This window comes from Flavobacterium sp. CHNK8, from assembly GCF_019774515.1.
GTDB classification, from domain to species: Bacteria; Bacteroidota; Bacteroidia; order Flavobacteriales; family Flavobacteriaceae; genus Flavobacterium; species Flavobacterium tiangeerense.
This window is the reverse complement of sequence record NZ_CP081492.1, coordinates 1309683-1325054: the sequence shown is the minus strand read 5'-3', so window position 1 is coordinate 1325054 and position 15372 is coordinate 1309683. Positions and strand designations below refer to the sequence as shown.

The 15372-nt window shown below is 31.3% G+C and carries 11 protein-coding genes and 3 tRNA genes; 7 read left to right on the top strand and 7 right to left on the bottom strand.

Annotated elements, in window-relative coordinates; genetic code table 11:
- Positions 1-62 precede the first annotated feature (62 nt).
- Genes K5V07_RS05670 through K5V07_RS05660 form a run of 3 tightly spaced genes read left to right on the top strand, consistent with a single transcriptional unit; the run spans position 63 to position 2907 of the window.
- A complete protein-coding gene (locus K5V07_RS05670) occupies positions 63-1154 on the top strand; it encodes an AI-2E family transporter (protein ID WP_221916717.1) in 1092 nt (363 codons plus the stop codon).
- A gap of 2 nt (positions 1155-1156) precedes the next feature.
- The gene (locus K5V07_RS05665; protein WP_221916716.1) at positions 1157-2335 is read left to right on the top strand and encodes a class I SAM-dependent methyltransferase; all 1179 of its coding nucleotides are present in this window, start codon (positions 1157-1159) and stop codon (positions 2333-2335) included.
- Between the two features lie 5 nt (positions 2336-2340).
- Positions 2341-2907 (top strand): hypothetical protein, encoded by a 567-nt coding sequence (locus K5V07_RS05660; protein ID WP_221916715.1) that lies wholly within the window; start codon positions 2341-2343, stop codon positions 2905-2907.
- A 3-nt stretch (positions 2908-2910) separates the two neighbouring features.
- Here K5V07_RS05660 and K5V07_RS05655 read toward each other — a convergent pair whose 3' ends face one another.
- Positions 2911-3558 (bottom strand): M15 family metallopeptidase, encoded by a 648-nt coding sequence (locus K5V07_RS05655; protein WP_221916714.1) that lies wholly within the window; start codon positions 3556-3558, stop codon positions 2911-2913.
- A gap of 133 nt (positions 3559-3691) precedes the next feature.
- A complete protein-coding gene (locus K5V07_RS05650) occupies positions 3692-4447 on the bottom strand; it encodes a carbonic anhydrase family protein (protein ID WP_182651908.1) in 756 nt (251 codons plus the stop codon).
- 989 nt (positions 4448-5436) lie between these two features.
- On the opposite strand from K5V07_RS05650, the gene K5V07_RS05645 reads away from it, so the two are divergent.
- Positions 5437-7116, top strand: coding sequence for an ATP-dependent endonuclease (locus K5V07_RS05645; protein WP_221916713.1), 1680 nt, complete (start codon positions 5437-5439; stop codon positions 7114-7116).
- A complete protein-coding gene (locus K5V07_RS05640; RefSeq protein ID WP_221916712.1) occupies positions 7109-8539 on the top strand; it encodes a UvrD-helicase domain-containing protein in 1431 nt (476 codons plus the stop codon). The genes K5V07_RS05645 and K5V07_RS05640 overlap by 8 nt, the downstream gene beginning before the upstream one ends.
- Positions 8540-8713: 174 nt before the next feature.
- On the opposite strand, the gene K5V07_RS05635 is transcribed toward K5V07_RS05640, so the two are convergent.
- From K5V07_RS05635 to K5V07_RS05625, 3 genes are all read right to left on the bottom strand, one after another.
- Positions 8714-8787 (bottom strand) — tRNA-Arg (locus tag K5V07_RS05635).
- Positions 8788-8810: 23 nt separating this feature from the next.
- A tRNA-Pro gene (locus tag K5V07_RS05630) sits at positions 8811-8885 on the bottom strand.
- A gap of 17 nt (positions 8886-8902) precedes the next feature.
- Positions 8903-8986, bottom strand: a tRNA-Ser gene (locus K5V07_RS05625).
- A 228-nt stretch (positions 8987-9214) separates the two neighbouring features.
- On the opposite strand from K5V07_RS05625, the gene K5V07_RS05620 reads away from it, so the two are divergent.
- Both K5V07_RS05620 and K5V07_RS05615 read left to right on the top strand, forming a co-directional pair.
- A complete protein-coding gene (locus tag K5V07_RS05620) occupies positions 9215-10393 on the top strand; it encodes an acetyl-CoA C-acyltransferase (protein ID WP_221918147.1) in 1179 nt (392 codons plus the stop codon).
- Between the two features lie 62 nt (positions 10394-10455).
- Complete coding sequence (locus K5V07_RS05615; RefSeq protein WP_144892275.1) at positions 10456-11217, top strand: C40 family peptidase; 762 nt, start codon at positions 10456-10458, stop codon at positions 11215-11217.
- A gap of 50 nt (positions 11218-11267) precedes the next feature.
- Here the strand turns inward: K5V07_RS05615 and K5V07_RS05610 are convergent, their stop codons facing one another.
- Both K5V07_RS05610 and gyrA read right to left on the bottom strand, forming a co-directional pair.
- Positions 11268-12536, bottom strand: coding sequence for a lipopolysaccharide assembly protein LapB (locus K5V07_RS05610; RefSeq protein WP_221916711.1), 1269 nt, complete (start codon positions 12534-12536; stop codon positions 11268-11270).
- Between the two features lie 47 nt (positions 12537-12583).
- A complete protein-coding gene (gene gyrA, locus K5V07_RS05605) occupies positions 12584-15235 on the bottom strand; it encodes a DNA gyrase subunit A (protein ID WP_221916710.1) in 2652 nt (883 codons plus the stop codon).
- Positions 15236-15372 lie beyond the last annotated feature (137 nt).

Sequence of the window (15372 nt, the reverse complement as noted above, 5' to 3'; positions counted from 1 at the left end):
TAATATTGAAAACTCGCTACTTGTTAGCGAGTTTTTTTATATTTACAATCTAAATGTAAATTATGATTACCTCAAAAATTATTTCAAACGGTATTTTAAGAGCACTTTTTACTGTAATCTGCTGTGGATTACTTCTATTTTTTGTTTACCAAATTCAGTCTATTATAATTTATATCATAATTTCATTGATACTTACGCTTATTGGTAATCCTATTTTAAATTTTTTCAAACATAAACTAAAGTTTAATCATCTTGTTGCTACAATTGTAACTTTGCTTTTTTTTATTGGGATTTTATTTGGTTTGATTATGCTATTTATACCTTTAATTCTTTCTCAAGGCGAGAATCTTTCCTTGCTTAATACTGCACAAATTGAGAAAGACATTATTCAATTAATAGATCAAATTAGTGTTTTTTTAAACGATCACAATATTGATTCGGCTAAACTATTAAAAGATTCAAATATTACTTCTAAACTGAATTTGAATTTTCTACCAAATTTTTTAAATTCAATTTTAAACACAATCAGTAGCTTTGGCGTAGGACTAGGCTCTGTTTTATTTATCACTTTTTTCTTTTTAAAAGACCGACTAATTTTCATACTTAGCGTCAAAAAATTAATACCTTTTAGCCATGAAGAACAAGTTTTAAACTCATTTGATAAAATTAACGGCTTATTATCTCGATATTTTATTGGATTGCTTTTACAGCTTTTTATTGTTTTTATATTGTACGTTATTGTCCTCTTGATCTTTGGTGTGCCAAATGCTGTGGTTATTGCATTTCTTTGTGCAGTACTTAATATTATACCTTATATAGGACCACTTATTGCGTCGGTTTTAGCAGCAATTTTGACTATGTTAAGTAATTTAGAAAGCAACTTTCAATCTGAAATTTTACCAGTAACTATATATGTACTCATAGGTTTTTGGATCGTACAAGTAATAGACAACAATGTATCACAACCGCTAATTTTTTCAAAAAGTGTAAGCTCTCATCCCCTTGAAATTTTTCTAGTTATCCTTATTGCCGGATTCCTTTCTGGAATTTTAGGAATGGTAATCGCTGTGCCTATTTACACGATCATCAAAGTCATAGGAAAAGAGTTTTTTCCAGAAAATAAAATTATCATGCTGTTAACAAAAGATATTTAAAGTTGGAAACAAAATTATTAGATCATGACATACAGTTGTTTATAAACAACAACATTGGCAAAAATATATCACAACTAGCGTTACAAAAAAATCCTTTTGAAAATATTGAATGGATAACAATTTTGAACCAAATTGAAGCTAAAACAAAGGCTAAAGAAAAACTTCCAACTTGGTTTTCTACAGCATTAATTATATATCCTACCAAAATTTCTGTAGAACAAACGTCTTCAGAAAAAACGGCAGCCTACAAAGCATCGCTAATACATGGGTCATCAATAATAGATTTAACAGGTGGTTTTGGGGTTGATGACTATTATTTCTCTAAAAAAATTAAAGATGTAGCTCATTGCGAAATTAATACTGAATTATCTCAAATAGCTAAACACAACTTTAGTCAACTCAATTGCAATTCAATCACATGTTATCCCGGAGATAGTAATGATACGCTTAAAAATATAAATAAAGAATGGAACTGGATATACATTGACCCCTCCAGAAGAAATGATGCTAAAGGCAAAGTTTTTATGCTAAAGGATTGTTTACCAAACGTTCCTGAAAACTTAGATTTTTACTTTCAAAAATCCAATTCAATTTTGATAAAAACAGCACCTTTACTGGATATTACCGCTGGACTTTCAGAACTTAAATGCGTTAAAAATATTCATATCATTGCTTTAGAAAATGAGGTAAAAGAACTCCTATGGGAATTGCATAAAGAATACTCTGGAGCTACCACGATAAAATCAGTCAACTTAACAAAAAATGAAATCGAAAAGTTTGATTTTATTTGGAACGATAATAGCCAAATTGCAACTTACAGCGAACCTCAAAAATACCTGTATGAAGCAAATAGTTCCATAATGAAATCTGGAGGGTTTGATGCCGTAAGTGCTTTTTATAAAGTGGACAAATTACACAAGCACTCTCATTTATACACATCAACAGAACAAATTCCTTTTCCAGGGAGAACGTTTCACATAAGAAAATCATTTCCATACTCAAAAAACGAAATGAAAATACAACTTGAAAATAAAAAAGCAAACATAACAACACGAAACTTTCCAGATACAGTAGAAAAAATAAGAAAAAAATGGAACATTAAAGATGGTGGTGACACTTATTGTTTTTTTACAATTAATGAAAATAATGACAAAATTGTTTTACTTTGCGACAAAATATAATTGAAATGAAATACCTAACACTACTCTTTTTTGTACTAATTAATACTGCAGTATTCAGCCAAAATCCTTGTGAATTCAGTGAAAATATTACAGATTCTATTGGTTCATATAAAATAACAAAAGAATATATGATTAGTGAGAAAAATTTTGGAACAAATAAAAGTTACATCTTTTTCTCTCTTGCTGTTACAGATGGGTTACCTACCTTAAACGTTCAAACCATTCAAAAAAGCAAAGATTTTATTAAAGCAAATTGTTTCGATAAAAATTCTAGAATTTACTTACAATTAAACAACGGTAAAATTGTAACGCTAATTCATGTTGAACAAGAAAATTGTGGTACTATATTAAGAGATGACAAACAATTTGACAACAGAATTAACTCAGGCATTTTTATGTTTGCCAAAGAAAATTTTGAAGATCTTAAAACTGTGCCAATTACTTTAATGCGAATTAAATACTTAACTGAAACTGAAGACCATATAGTAAAAAAAGAATTCATATCAGAACTCAATAACGAAATCTACAATCCAGAAAACTATTTTATCAATTATTTAAAATGTGTAGAATAGCTATTATTCACATTCCCATTTTACATTAGAAACGGGATTTTTCAAGCCCGCTTTCAAATTGTAATGCCACCATTCTGAATCAAATGAATTAAAACCAGCACTAATCATTACTGATTTTAATAGTTTTCGGTTTTGCAATACATCTTTAGGTAAATCCTGATGTAAATGGCTTGCTTTCTCGCCAAAAAAATCAAAATCAGTACCCATATCAACTGCTTCGCCTTGAAGCGTTACAAGGGAGATATCTACGGCTCCACCCCTATTGTGAATAGAACCCGTTTTAGGGTTAGCCACATATTTAGGATTAGGAACTATTTCCCACATTTTTTTTTGGATATCCAAAGGTCTGTAGCAGTCGTAAATCTTTATTGTATACCCTTTTTGAGTTAATTTAGTATTGGCCTTAATCAATGCTTTAACCGTTTTTAAACGCAAAAAACACTCTGAGCAATCATACACCTTAGCTTTTAAAAAATTATCATCAGTAGCATACTTCATGTCGTATATAAACGCATCACTATAACTTTTTAAATTCACAAAAGTTGTGTCATTCACTTTGTCATTTTTAGCATTATGTGAAGTAGCTAAAGAGGATTGTGCCACAGTAGAAGTTAAAAAGGAAAATAGTAATAGGGGTAAAAACAATTTCATTATTATGATGTTTATTTTTTTAGTATTAATTTATTAAAATGACCCGAAAAGGGTGTAAAGTTTATGTGGTAAATACTATATAATTAAACTTAAACTTCTATGTTATTAAGGTTAATAAATCGAATATCCGTATTCATTCAACAAACTCTAATTTACCTGTTCGTAACGTATAAAATACACCTACAATTTTAATTTCGCCTTTACTTTCCATCTTTTTCAAAATTTTACTTTTTAACCTAATTTGAGATATTGTATTTTTTATATTGTTTTTAGCTACAAATTTAACAAATGCTTCATTCTTAGAAGACTTTTCTCCTTTAAAATCTTCGCTAATTTGTACAGCAGGTTTAATATTAGTGAGCATTGAGGTTATATTACCTAAATGCACATCATCTATAGCTCCCTTAATAGCTCCACAGTGTTGATGCCCCATAACAACAATCAATTTAGCACCGGCAACTTTACAGGCAAACTCCATACTTCCTAATAAATCCGTATTTACAAAATTTCCAGCTACTCTGCCTACAAATACATCTCCTATACCTTGATTAAAAACATCTTCCACTGGCACTCTACTATCTAAACAACTTAAAACCATTGCTTTTGGATATTGACCATCAGTTGCAGCTTTCCTAATTTCTTCCGAATGTTTACGTTGGGTAATATTCCCTGAATTAAAACGATCGTTTCCAGCAATAAACTCTTTTAAAACCTGCTCTGGTGTAAGTGCATCGCGTTCTGTTTTTGTTAAAACATGATCTATAACTAAATCCCTCTTTTGCAAATCTAGACTTATTTGAGAACTTTCGTTTTTAGAACCTGAATCGCAGCTTTCTATTGTATGCAATAAAATCACAAATGTCGCAGTTTTGATTACTTGTTGTATCATTTTTTGAGTTTTAAAATTTAACTATACAAAATTGAAACTTTTAATTCATAAATTTTTATTTATACTTTATATGATAATTATAAAAATAATTAATATAAATACATTTGTATATAAAGAAACAAACAGTATTTAGCCAAAAGAAAAATAAGGTTTTTAAATATTTTATCCTGATTATTTTCTTTAACAAATTGCACTACTAGCCTAACTCTATAAAATTAGTACATTCAATCAATAAATGACTCTAAAAAAATTGAGTACTAAAAAAAGGGTGAAAAATATATAACAATAAAATATGTGATTTCGAAAGAGCTTTTAATAATCCATACTTTTATTAAAAAAATAGGAAATTATTGTTGAATATCATGAACTACTAATTACACTCTTTAAATTAAGAAAAAGTTTAAATTCTATTTTCATGTTCGTGATTTGTTCGTGAAAATGTTGTGAAAAGTGGTGTTTAATGGTAGTAAATATAGAGAATAATAGTACATAACAAGTATATAAAACAAAAAAACCACCGTAAACAGTGGGTTTTGTGAAGGTAGAAGGATTTGAACCTTCGACCGCCCCGATTAAAAATCGGGATGCTCTATTTATTTAACTAGTCATTTTGAGATTAAGACTATTTAAATTTTATATTTTTTTTAAAATCATCCTAAATGAATTGGATTAAAAACAAAAAACCCACCAAATTGGTGGGTTTTGTGAAGGCAGAAGGATTACTGAAACAACTCGTAGCGCACGTTATTGTTGAATAGTTTTATTTGTTGTGGCAAATTTGTGCCAATTTTTTTGGTTCTCTCTTAGAATTAACTTGTTTGTAATAGAAATTTCATGTCAAATATAGCAAACTAAATAAAGAGAAAAACAATTATAAATATCAAATCATATATGATTCGATGTGTTAAAAAAATACTGCTAATTTAAAAGTCAAAATATTTTATATACAACTATCTTTCTTACATTTACAAGTATTCAAAAAAAATGACATGGCGAAAATTCACTCACTTAAAATATCTAACTTTAAAGGAATCCAAAAACTTGAACAAGTTTTTGGTATTACTGATTTCATATGCTTAATTGGAAGAGGTGACTCGGGGAAAACAACAATTCTGGAAGCAATTTCAGCAGCCTTATCTCCAAGTTGGAATTTAACCTTTTATGACACTGATTTTTTTAATGGAGACATTGAAGTTCCAATTGAAATAGAAGTTTCGATGTATGATTTGCCTAAAGATTTAATTCAAGAAAATAAATATGGACTTTTTATTAGAGGTCTTGATAAATCCACAGATATAATATTTGACGATGTACTAGATGATCATGAAACTATTTTGACATTAAAACTAATTGTAGAAAAAGATTTAGAACCAAAATGGTTTGTTGTCAATAATAGAGAACAACAAGACCCTGTTGAAATAAGAGCTAGTGACAGAGCAAATCTTAATGTTTTTTTAGTATCTGATTATATTGACCGACACTTTTCTTGGAATAAAGGAAACCCTCTCTATTCATTATTAAAACAAGAAAAAACTCATGACGAAAAAAATAATGTAATTATTGAGGCATTAAGAGAAGCAAAAGAGAAAATTGATTCTAGTCCTTTTAATCACTTAGACAATATCGTTGAAAAAATTAAGACATCAGCTTCAAATTTTGGTGTAAATATTTCAAACACAACTACAACTATAGATTTTAAAGATTTTTCAATTAAGGACGGTAGAATTTGTTTACATGAAGATAAAATACCCTTTAGACAAAAAGGAAAAGGTTCTAAAAGACTAATTTCTATTGCAATCCAAACAGAGTTGGCGAAAACCGGAGGTATATTGCTAATTGATGAAATTGAACAAGGACTTGAACCGGATAGAGCTCAACATTTAGCAAAAATTTTAAAAAACACCAACAAAGGTCAAATTTTTATCACTACTCACTCCAGAGATGTGTTAGTTGAATTAAATGCTAATGATTTATTTAAAGTAAAAAAAAATTACCCTAGCTTATATCCATTTGATAATTCATTACAATCAACTATTAGAAGTAATCCCGAAGCCTTTTTTTCTGATCGAGTATTGGTATGTGAAGGCCCAACTGAAATAGGGATTTGTAGAGGGCTAAATAATTTCAGAATGGAAAAAGGTGAAGATAATATTTCCTTATTGGGAGTAAGATTTGCCAATGGTAATGGAACAAGTCAAGTTGAATATGCCTTAGGCTTTTTAAGAGCAGGATTTAAGGTATGCTTATTTTGCGATTCAGACGACGAAAACATTAATAAACAAAAAGAAGATTTAAAAATACAAGGAATATCAATTGTAGATTGTGCAGCTAATAAATCAATTGAAGCACATATATTTGAAGATCTTCCTTGGAAAGCACTAAAGGAATTAATAGAATATAGAATAAAAGAAAAAGATGAAGAAAGTGTAAAACAATCCATAGCTTCAAAATATATTGGCCAATTTCCTTTAGACTGGAAAAATTCAGATTCCCCTATAATGAGAGATGCTCTTTACAAATCATCTATTTCAAAAAAGAATGAATGGTTTAAAAGAACCGACCATGGTGAATTTGTTGGAGGAGTAATCTGTAATAATCTTGAAGATATTAAATCTGAGAAGCTAGGAAATCAAATTCAAGAATTATCTAAATGGATAGATAATGATTAATTATAAGGAATTTATCTCAAATGAAAAGAGCATGCTAATTGCACCGGCTGGCTATGGCAAAACGCATACCATTGTAGAATGCCTTAAACATACACAAGCAAAAGGTAGACAACTTATACTAACTCATACACATGCAGGAGTTGCAGCAATAAAGGAAAAAATTAAAAGGGAAGGTATTTCAAGTTCTAGCTATTCCATTGAAACAATATCCAGCTTTGCTCAAAAATATGTTTTATCCTTTTATATCGGAACTGAAATTCCAGAACAAGAGAATTCCAAAAATTATTATCCTTTTATAATTGAAAAATCAATTACTTTATTGAAAATAAAACCTATCAGAGAAATAATTTCTAATACGTATAATGGCCTTTTTGTTGACGAATATCAAGATTGTACGATAAAACAACATGAACTGATTCTTATACTTTCAGAATTACTACCTACTCGCATACTTGGTGACTTTTTACAAGGTATCTTTGGATTTAATGGGGAAAGTCTAGTAAATCTTGAAAGCAAAACTGAAATGAAAGCATTTCAAAAATCTTATTATGAATTAGACCAACCACAAAGATGGTTAAATGGAAACAATGCTTTATTGGGTGAAAATTTAAAAGACATTCGGAATAGTTTAATACAAAAAGAAGAAATAGATTTAAGTAAATATCCCTCAATAGAAACTAAACTTATCAAAGAATTTGATTTATATGATTTTAAAAAAGATTATAACAGGCAAATAAGAAATTTATTGGACGAAAAAGATTTACTTATTCTTCATCCAGATTCTACAAGTATAAATCCAAGATTAAAGTTTATAAAATTATTTAACAATAGAATTACCTTAATTGAATCCATTGATGACAAGACTTTTTATAAAACATCAAAAGATGCAGACTCGATTACCAAAGAAAATATTTATCAATACTTAATTTCAATTAGCTATGAATTATTTAACAAATCCGGTCTTGATAATTGGTTTAATGAGAAAGGCTTTAAACGGAAGGCAAAAGAAATTGATAAGATTTTAATATCCCAAATAATGAATAAAATTAATTCTTTAGATGAAAAAATTTCATTTTCATTGCTTTCAGAAATTTTAAAAGACATAAAAGAACTATCGGGAATAAAATGTTACAGAAAGGAACTATTCAGCTCATTTTGTACGGCCCTCGAGGATGCTGAATATTCTAATATGTCAGTTTTAGAAGCAATGACTAAAAAAAGAAATTTAACTCGTAGAGTTGGGAGAAAAATATACGGAAAATCCATAGGAACAACTCTTTTAACTAAAGGCTTAGAGTTTGATACAGTAGTAATATTAAATGCTCATAAGTTTGAATGTTCAAAACATCTATATGTCGCTTTAACAAGAGCTTCTAAAAGATTAATCATTTTTACTGAAAGCAAAACTCTCATGCCTTATTAATATAAGAATAATTTCATGAAAATTTGACACACAAAATGGTATTGTGCCATATGTGTGTCAAAAGTCTTCAAATTACTTAAAAAACACTATGAAAAAGTCGATTTTTCGGAGATAAAGCAAATAAAAAAACCCCTTAAAACACTGGTAATCAGATGTTTATAAGGGGGGTTTAAGTGAAGGCAGAAGGATTCGAACCTTCGACCGCCTGCTTAGAAGGCAGGTGCTCTATCCAGCTGAGCTATGCCTCCATTGCTCATGTAAAAAAATCTAGTCGGGGTGGCAGGATTCGAACCTGCGGCCTCCTGCTCCCAAAGCAGGCGCGATAACCGAGCTACGCTACACCCCGAAAACAAAAACTTAAAGCGGAGGGACAGGGACTCGAACCCTGGCACCGATCACTCGATGACAGTTTAGCAAACTGCTCCATTACCACTCTGGCACCCCTCCAAGCTCAAGAAACGTGTTCTGTTTTGCGGTTGCAAACTTACTACTTCTTTAGACTTCTCACAACTTTTTTTGATGTTTTTTTAATATTTTTTTTAAAAAATTTTAAAAATACTTCACAGTCAAACACATAGAAGATTAAAAATTTATCGGAATTATTAAATCCTATTCGAAATATAAATTTACTTAAAAAAGATTAAATTTGCTTCATAAACTAACATTATGAAAGACATGAACAAAAGAGTTGTTATCGTTTCTGCCGTAAGAACACCTATCGGAAGTTTTATGGGAGCATTATCTACAGTAACTGCACCAAAATTAGGAGCTGCTGCTATAAAAGGTGCTTTAGACAAAATAAATTTAGACCCAAACTTAATTGACGAAGTATATATGGGTAACGTAGTACAAGCAGGCGTAGGTCAAGCTCCAGCTAGACAAGCCGCTCTGTTTGCAGGATTACCTAATACAGTTGCCTGTACTACTATTAACAAAGTATGTGCATCAGGTATGAAGGCCGTTATGATGGCTGCTCAAGCTATTCAGTGTGGCGATGCCGAAATTGTTGTAGCAGGTGGTATGGAAAACATGAGTTTGATTCCACATTACATGAATCTAAGAAACGGAACAAAATTTGGTCCATCGACCATGCTTGACGGAATGCAAAAAGATGGCCTTACAGACGCTTATGACAACAGTGCAATGGGAGTTTGCGCTGATTTGTGTGCGAGCGAATATAATTTTTCTCGTGAAGATCAAGATGCGTATGCTATTCAATCCTATGAAAGAAGTGCTACCGCATGGAATACCGGAAAATTTAACAATGAAGTAGTACCTGTTGCTGTACCACAACGCAAAGGTGACCCCATCATGGTAATCAAAGATGAAGAATACACTAATGTAAAACTAGACAAAATACCTTCATTAAGTCCTGTTTTTACTAAAGACGGAACTGTAACAGCTGCTAACGCATCAACTATCAATGACGGTGCTGCTGCGGTAATCATGATGAGTGAAGAAAAAGCACTTGCATTAGGTTTAAAACCGTTAGCATACATTAAAGGCTATGCTGATGCTGCCCAAGAACCAAAATGGTTTACTACTAGCCCCGCTAAGGCTTTGCCAAAAGCACTAGACAAAGCCGGAATAGCTCTTGATGCTGTTGAATACTTTGAATTTAACGAAGCCTTCTCTGTAGTAGGATTAGCCAATTCTAAAATACTAGGACTTGACAATACGAAAGTTAACGTAAACGGTGGTGCCGTATCACTAGGACACCCGCTAGGATGTTCTGGAGTGCGTATTATTGTTACTTTATTAAATGTTCTAGAGCAAAATAACGCAAAAATAGGTGCTGCTGCTATTTGCAATGGCGGCGGTGGCGCATCTGCAATTGTAATAGAAAGAATCTAATTCAAAAAAAAGAGCAAATTATTTAAAATAATTTGCTCTTTTTAACTCTTAAAACAACCTAAATGTTCGGAATTTGTAATCTTGCTGTCATTCCGCTTCGTCATGAAGCAAGTGATAAAAGCGAAATAGTTTCTCAAGTTTTATTTGGAGAACATTTTGAAATTTTAGAAAAAAACAATCAATGGTTTAAAATAAAATTGCAGTACGATAATTACGAGGGCTGGATTGATAGCAAACAAATGCAACTAATCTCTGAAAACAGCTATCAAAATCTTACTGATGACACTATAATATTAAACGCTGATTTACTAGAATACATAACCGGAACAAATAACTTGATGCTTCCGATACCACTTGGTGCCTCATTATCTTTTTTAAACCACCTTGATATTAACAAAGATAATTTTGAATTTGAAGGAACTAAGACTAGTGGTAAAAAAAACAAAGACAACCTTATCAAAACCTCATTCATGTATCTGAATGCTCCTTATTTATGGGGCGGAAAAACACCTTTTGGTATTGATTGTTCTGGTTTTACACAAATGGTTTATAAACTTAACGGATATCATTTATTACGTGATGCATCACAGCAAGCTACACAAGGTGAAGCTTTAAGTTTTATTGAAGAGAGCGAGCCTGGGGACTTAGCGTTTTTTGATAATGACGAAGGATCTATCATTCACGTAGGAATAATTATGGATGACAATTATATTATTCATGCTAGCGGCAAAGTTAGAATTGATAGGATTGACCATTTAGGTATATTTAATACCGAAACAAATAAACACACACACAAGTTGAGAGTTATCAAAAAGATTATATAAAAAAAGCCTGTCTAAATAAACAGGCTTTTTTTAAACTAAAACATATATTATTACATCTTAGCCTTCAATACTTTAGCTTCTGCAGTCATTTCAAGAGCGTTGTAAACTCCTAATAAAGTTTTAGAAACATCTGTATTTTTAGGATCTAACTCTACTCCTTTTTCTAAGAATGGTATTGCTGAACGGAAAATATCTTCTCTTTTCTTTTTCAATTCATCATAACGTTTTTGCTCTTTTGGTGTTGTGCCAAGTTTGTTCATTTCGTCAATGATTTCTTTCTCATTATCCAGTTTCATTGCTGCTAAGTTAATATAACCATTAAGATATTTAGGATTAATCTCAATAACTCTCTTGTAATACTTTTCAGCATCCACAAAATTCTTAGCATTTGCACTAATTACGCCTAGGTTAAAAATTAAATCCGCATCATTTGGATTTTTTTCTAAAACCTCAGCTATTAATTTTTTGTATGTGTCAAAATCTTTTGTTTCAAGGTACAAGTTAGCCTCAGTCAATAAAAGAGTACCATCTTCAGGATTTGCAACTCTCGCATCAGCAATTGCTTTTTTTGCTTCGTCAATTTTACCTTTTTCAACTAAAATTAAGGCCAAATTTTTATAAATTTCCCCTCTTTTTGATGGAACAACTTCTGTTCTTGGCTTTTCATGCGTTCCCATTTTTACCATTTTATCTCTTTCTTGAAGAGAAGTAAAATAATCTTCTTGAGAAGTAAGTTTATTTACAGCATAATAACTAGTTCCTTTACCAGAGTAATTTAAAGTTTTTAAGTTACTATACAACTCTAAGGCTTTATCATAATCTTTTGCATTTACATAAGTTGATGCAGCGTAATACAAGTTAATAGTATCTTTTTTATCCAATTGGTATGCATCAAATAATTTTCTTGCACTATCCGCATGTTTCTCCACTTTAGAATCAGCAATGGCACTGTTTATAAATTTGTATTTAATATCTGTAATTGAGGTTACAGCTTGCGTAGTAAATTTTAATTTACCAGAAGCTTTTTCAGCAGCAATTAAATCTTGATAAGCAGTAGCTGCTAGTGACAAGTTTTTATCTGTGTCAACACTTTTATTTGCTAGATCCAAAAATGTATTTCCTTTTATAAAATAAAATTGTGCTTTTTCTGCGTCTGGAGCATTTGATATCAACGACTCAGCCTCAGCAAGTAACGTTACAGCTTCTTGACTTTTTCCGCTTTTTAATGCCTTTTCGGCTGCTTTAATTTGATCTTTTTGAGCAAAAGTAGCTACTGATACCAATAAAGTTGATGCTAGTATTACATATTTACTATTCATAATATTCTCTGTTTGTTTAATAATTATTCTTAATTGGGTTTGCATTATTATTCTTCCGATTCGTCTTCATCAGAATCTTCGTTTACATCTTCTTCTTCTTCAACTACCTCGTCGTCATCGTCATCATCCTCAACAACTCCATCATCTTCAAGGACTTCAAGATCAGGTTTTACTCGTTCAATTACAGCTGTTTCAATTACATTACCATCTTCATCAACAACAACTTCATTTACATCATCTTTCATAACTTTAGTAACTGCTGCAATTGAGTCTTTTCCTTTAAGATTTATAAGTCGAACTCCTTGCGTTGCTCTTCCCATTACTCTTAAATCTTCAATAGCCATTCTAATCGTTAAACCAGATTTGTTAATAATCATCAAATCATCAGCATCAGTAACGGCATTGATCGAGATTAATTGACCTGTTTTTTCAGTGATGTTTAATGTTTTAACTCCTTTTCCACCACGATTTGTAATTCTGTACACATCCTCACCATCATCATCAACAAGTTTCGTACGTTTACCATAACCATTTTCGGTTACAACAAGAATTTGAGAATCGTTTATATCATTTTTATCCACAGTAACCATGCCAATTACTTCATCAGTATCGTCTTTTAAAGTAATTCCTCGGACTCCTGAAGCGGTTCTACCCATTGGCCTTGTTTTAGTTTCTTCAAAACGAACCAATTTACCTGATTTAACAGCTAATATAATTTGGCTTTCCCCATTTGTCAATTTAGCTTCAAGTAATTCGTCACCTTCTTTAATAGTAATAGCAGCAACACCATTAACTCTTGGTTTAGAATATTTTTCAAGAGATGTTTTCTTAACCTGTCCTTGCTTAGTAACCATAACAAGGTTATGACTATTGATATAATCTTTATCTTTTAAATCTTGAGTACAAATGAAAGCTTTTACTTTATCATCACTTTCTATGTTTACCAAGTTTTGTATTGCCCTTCCTTTTGCTGTTTTACTACCCTCTGGAATTTCATAAACACGCATCCAGAAACACTTCCCTTTTTGAGTAAAGAACATCATATATTGGTGATTTGTAGCAACAAACATGTGTTCTAAGAAATCTTGATCTCTTGTACCGGCACTTTTTTGACCAACTCCACCTCTATTTTGAGTTTTATACTCTGTTAAGTTTGTACGTTTGATATAACCCGCATGAGAAATGGTTATAACCACATTTTCGTCAGCAATTAAATCCTCAATACTTACATCACCTCCTGAGTATTCAATGGTAGAACGACGAGCATCACCATATTTATCTCTTATTTCTTCAAGTTCCTCTTTGATTAATGCAGTTCTTAAATTTACATCAGCAAGTAAAGCTCTTAAGTGATCAATCAATTTCATGATTTCTTCATATTCCGCTCTTAGCTTATCTTGTTCAAGACCCGTTAATTGTCTCAATCGCATTTCTACGATAGCTCTAGACTGAATATCGGATAGATTAAATCGTTCTATTAATTTAGTTCTTGCTTCTTCCGTATTTTTAGATGCTTTGATTAACGCAATAACCTCGTCAATATTATCCGAAGCTATAATTAATCCTTCTAAAATATGCGCTCTTTCTTCAGCTTTTCTTAAATCAAATTGCGTTCTACGAATCACTACATCATGACGGTGCTCTACAAAATAGTGAATCATGTCTTTTAGATTCAACATTTGTGGACGTCCTTTTACCAATGCAATATTATTTACACTGAAAGAAGATTGCAGTTGTGTGTACTTATATAAAGTGTTCAAAACTACATTAGGAGTTGCATCTCTCTTTAATATGTATACAATTCGCATCCCATTTCGATCCGATTCGTCACGAATATTTGCAATTCCCTCTATTTTTTTATCATTTACCAAGTCAGCAGTACGCTTGATCATGTCTGCTTTATTAACTTGATACGGAATTTCGGTAACAATAATAGATTCTCTACCGTCTACCTCTTCAAAACCTACTTTGGCACGCATAACAATACGACCTCTACCTGTTTTAAAGGCTTCACGAACACCTTCGTAACCATATATAATACCACCAGTAGGGAAATCTGGTGCCTTAATATGATTCATCAACTCATCAATCTCAATTTCATTATTATCAATAAAAGCAAGTGTACCATTGATAACTTCGGTTAAGTTGTGTGGTGGCATATTAGTAGCCATACCAACAGCAATACCAGTAGCACCGTTTATTAACAAAGTTGGAACACGAGTAGGCATTACTTTTGGCTCATACAAGGTATCATCAAAGTTCAATTGAAAATCAACTGTTTCCTTTTCGATATCAGCCATTATTTCTTCTGAAATTTTACGCATTCTAGCCTCAGTATAACGCATTGCAGCTGGACTATCTCCATCTACAGAACCAAAGTTACCTTGACCATCAATTAATAAGTAACGCATACTCCATTCTTGAGCCATACGTACCATAGCATCATATACAGATGTATCACCGTGTGGGTGATACTTACCTAAAACTTCTCCAACAATTCTTGCGGATTTTTTATGGGCTTTATTTGAAAAAACTCCTAAATCATACATTCCATAAAGAACTCTTCGATGTACAGGCTTTAAACCATCTCTAACATCTGGAAGTGCTCTTGATACAATTACTGACATCGAATAATCGATATAAGCTGATTTCATTTCATCTTCTATGTTAATAGGAATTAACTTTTCTCCTTCAGACATAAGTTGTTATATTAAATAATTATATTAAATTCAAAACGTGCCAATATACGGCTTTCTGAATTTTTTTCACTAGTTTTATAGGAGTTATTTACAAGATTTATTAACAATATCCAGTGTCGAATTAGTTAATAATTTAA

Bases quoted from the DNA above. Each gene is read 5' to 3' on its own strand.
- K5V07_RS05670 (WP_221916717.1), top strand. From the start codon at position 63: ATGATTACCTCAAAAATTATTTCAAACGGTATTTTAAGAGCACTTTTT.
- K5V07_RS05660 (WP_221916715.1), top strand. From the start codon at position 2,341: ATGAAATACCTAACACTACTCTTTTTTGTACTAATTAATACTGCAGTA.
- K5V07_RS05655 (WP_221916714.1), bottom strand. From the start codon at position 3,558: ATGAAATTGTTTTTACCCCTATTACTATTTTCCTTTTTAACTTCTACT.
- K5V07_RS05650 (WP_182651908.1), bottom strand. From the start codon at position 4,447: ATGATACAACAAGTAATCAAAACTGCGACATTTGTGATTTTATTGCAT.
- K5V07_RS05645 (WP_221916713.1), top strand. From the start codon at position 5,437: ATGGCGAAAATTCACTCACTTAAAATATCTAACTTTAAAGGAATCCAA.
- K5V07_RS05640 (WP_221916712.1), top strand. From the start codon at position 7,109: ATGATTAATTATAAGGAATTTATCTCAAATGAAAAGAGCATGCTAATT.
- K5V07_RS05620 (WP_221918147.1), top strand. From the start codon at position 9,215: ATGAACAAAAGAGTTGTTATCGTTTCTGCCGTAAGAACACCTATCGGA.
- K5V07_RS05615 (WP_144892275.1), top strand. From the start codon at position 10,456: ATGTTCGGAATTTGTAATCTTGCTGTCATTCCGCTTCGTCATGAAGCA.
- K5V07_RS05610 (WP_221916711.1), bottom strand. From the start codon at position 12,536: ATGAATAGTAAATATGTAATACTAGCATCAACTTTATTGGTATCAGTA.
- gyrA (WP_221916710.1), bottom strand. From the start codon at position 15,235: ATGTCTGAAGGAGAAAAGTTAATTCCTATTAACATAGAAGATGAAATG.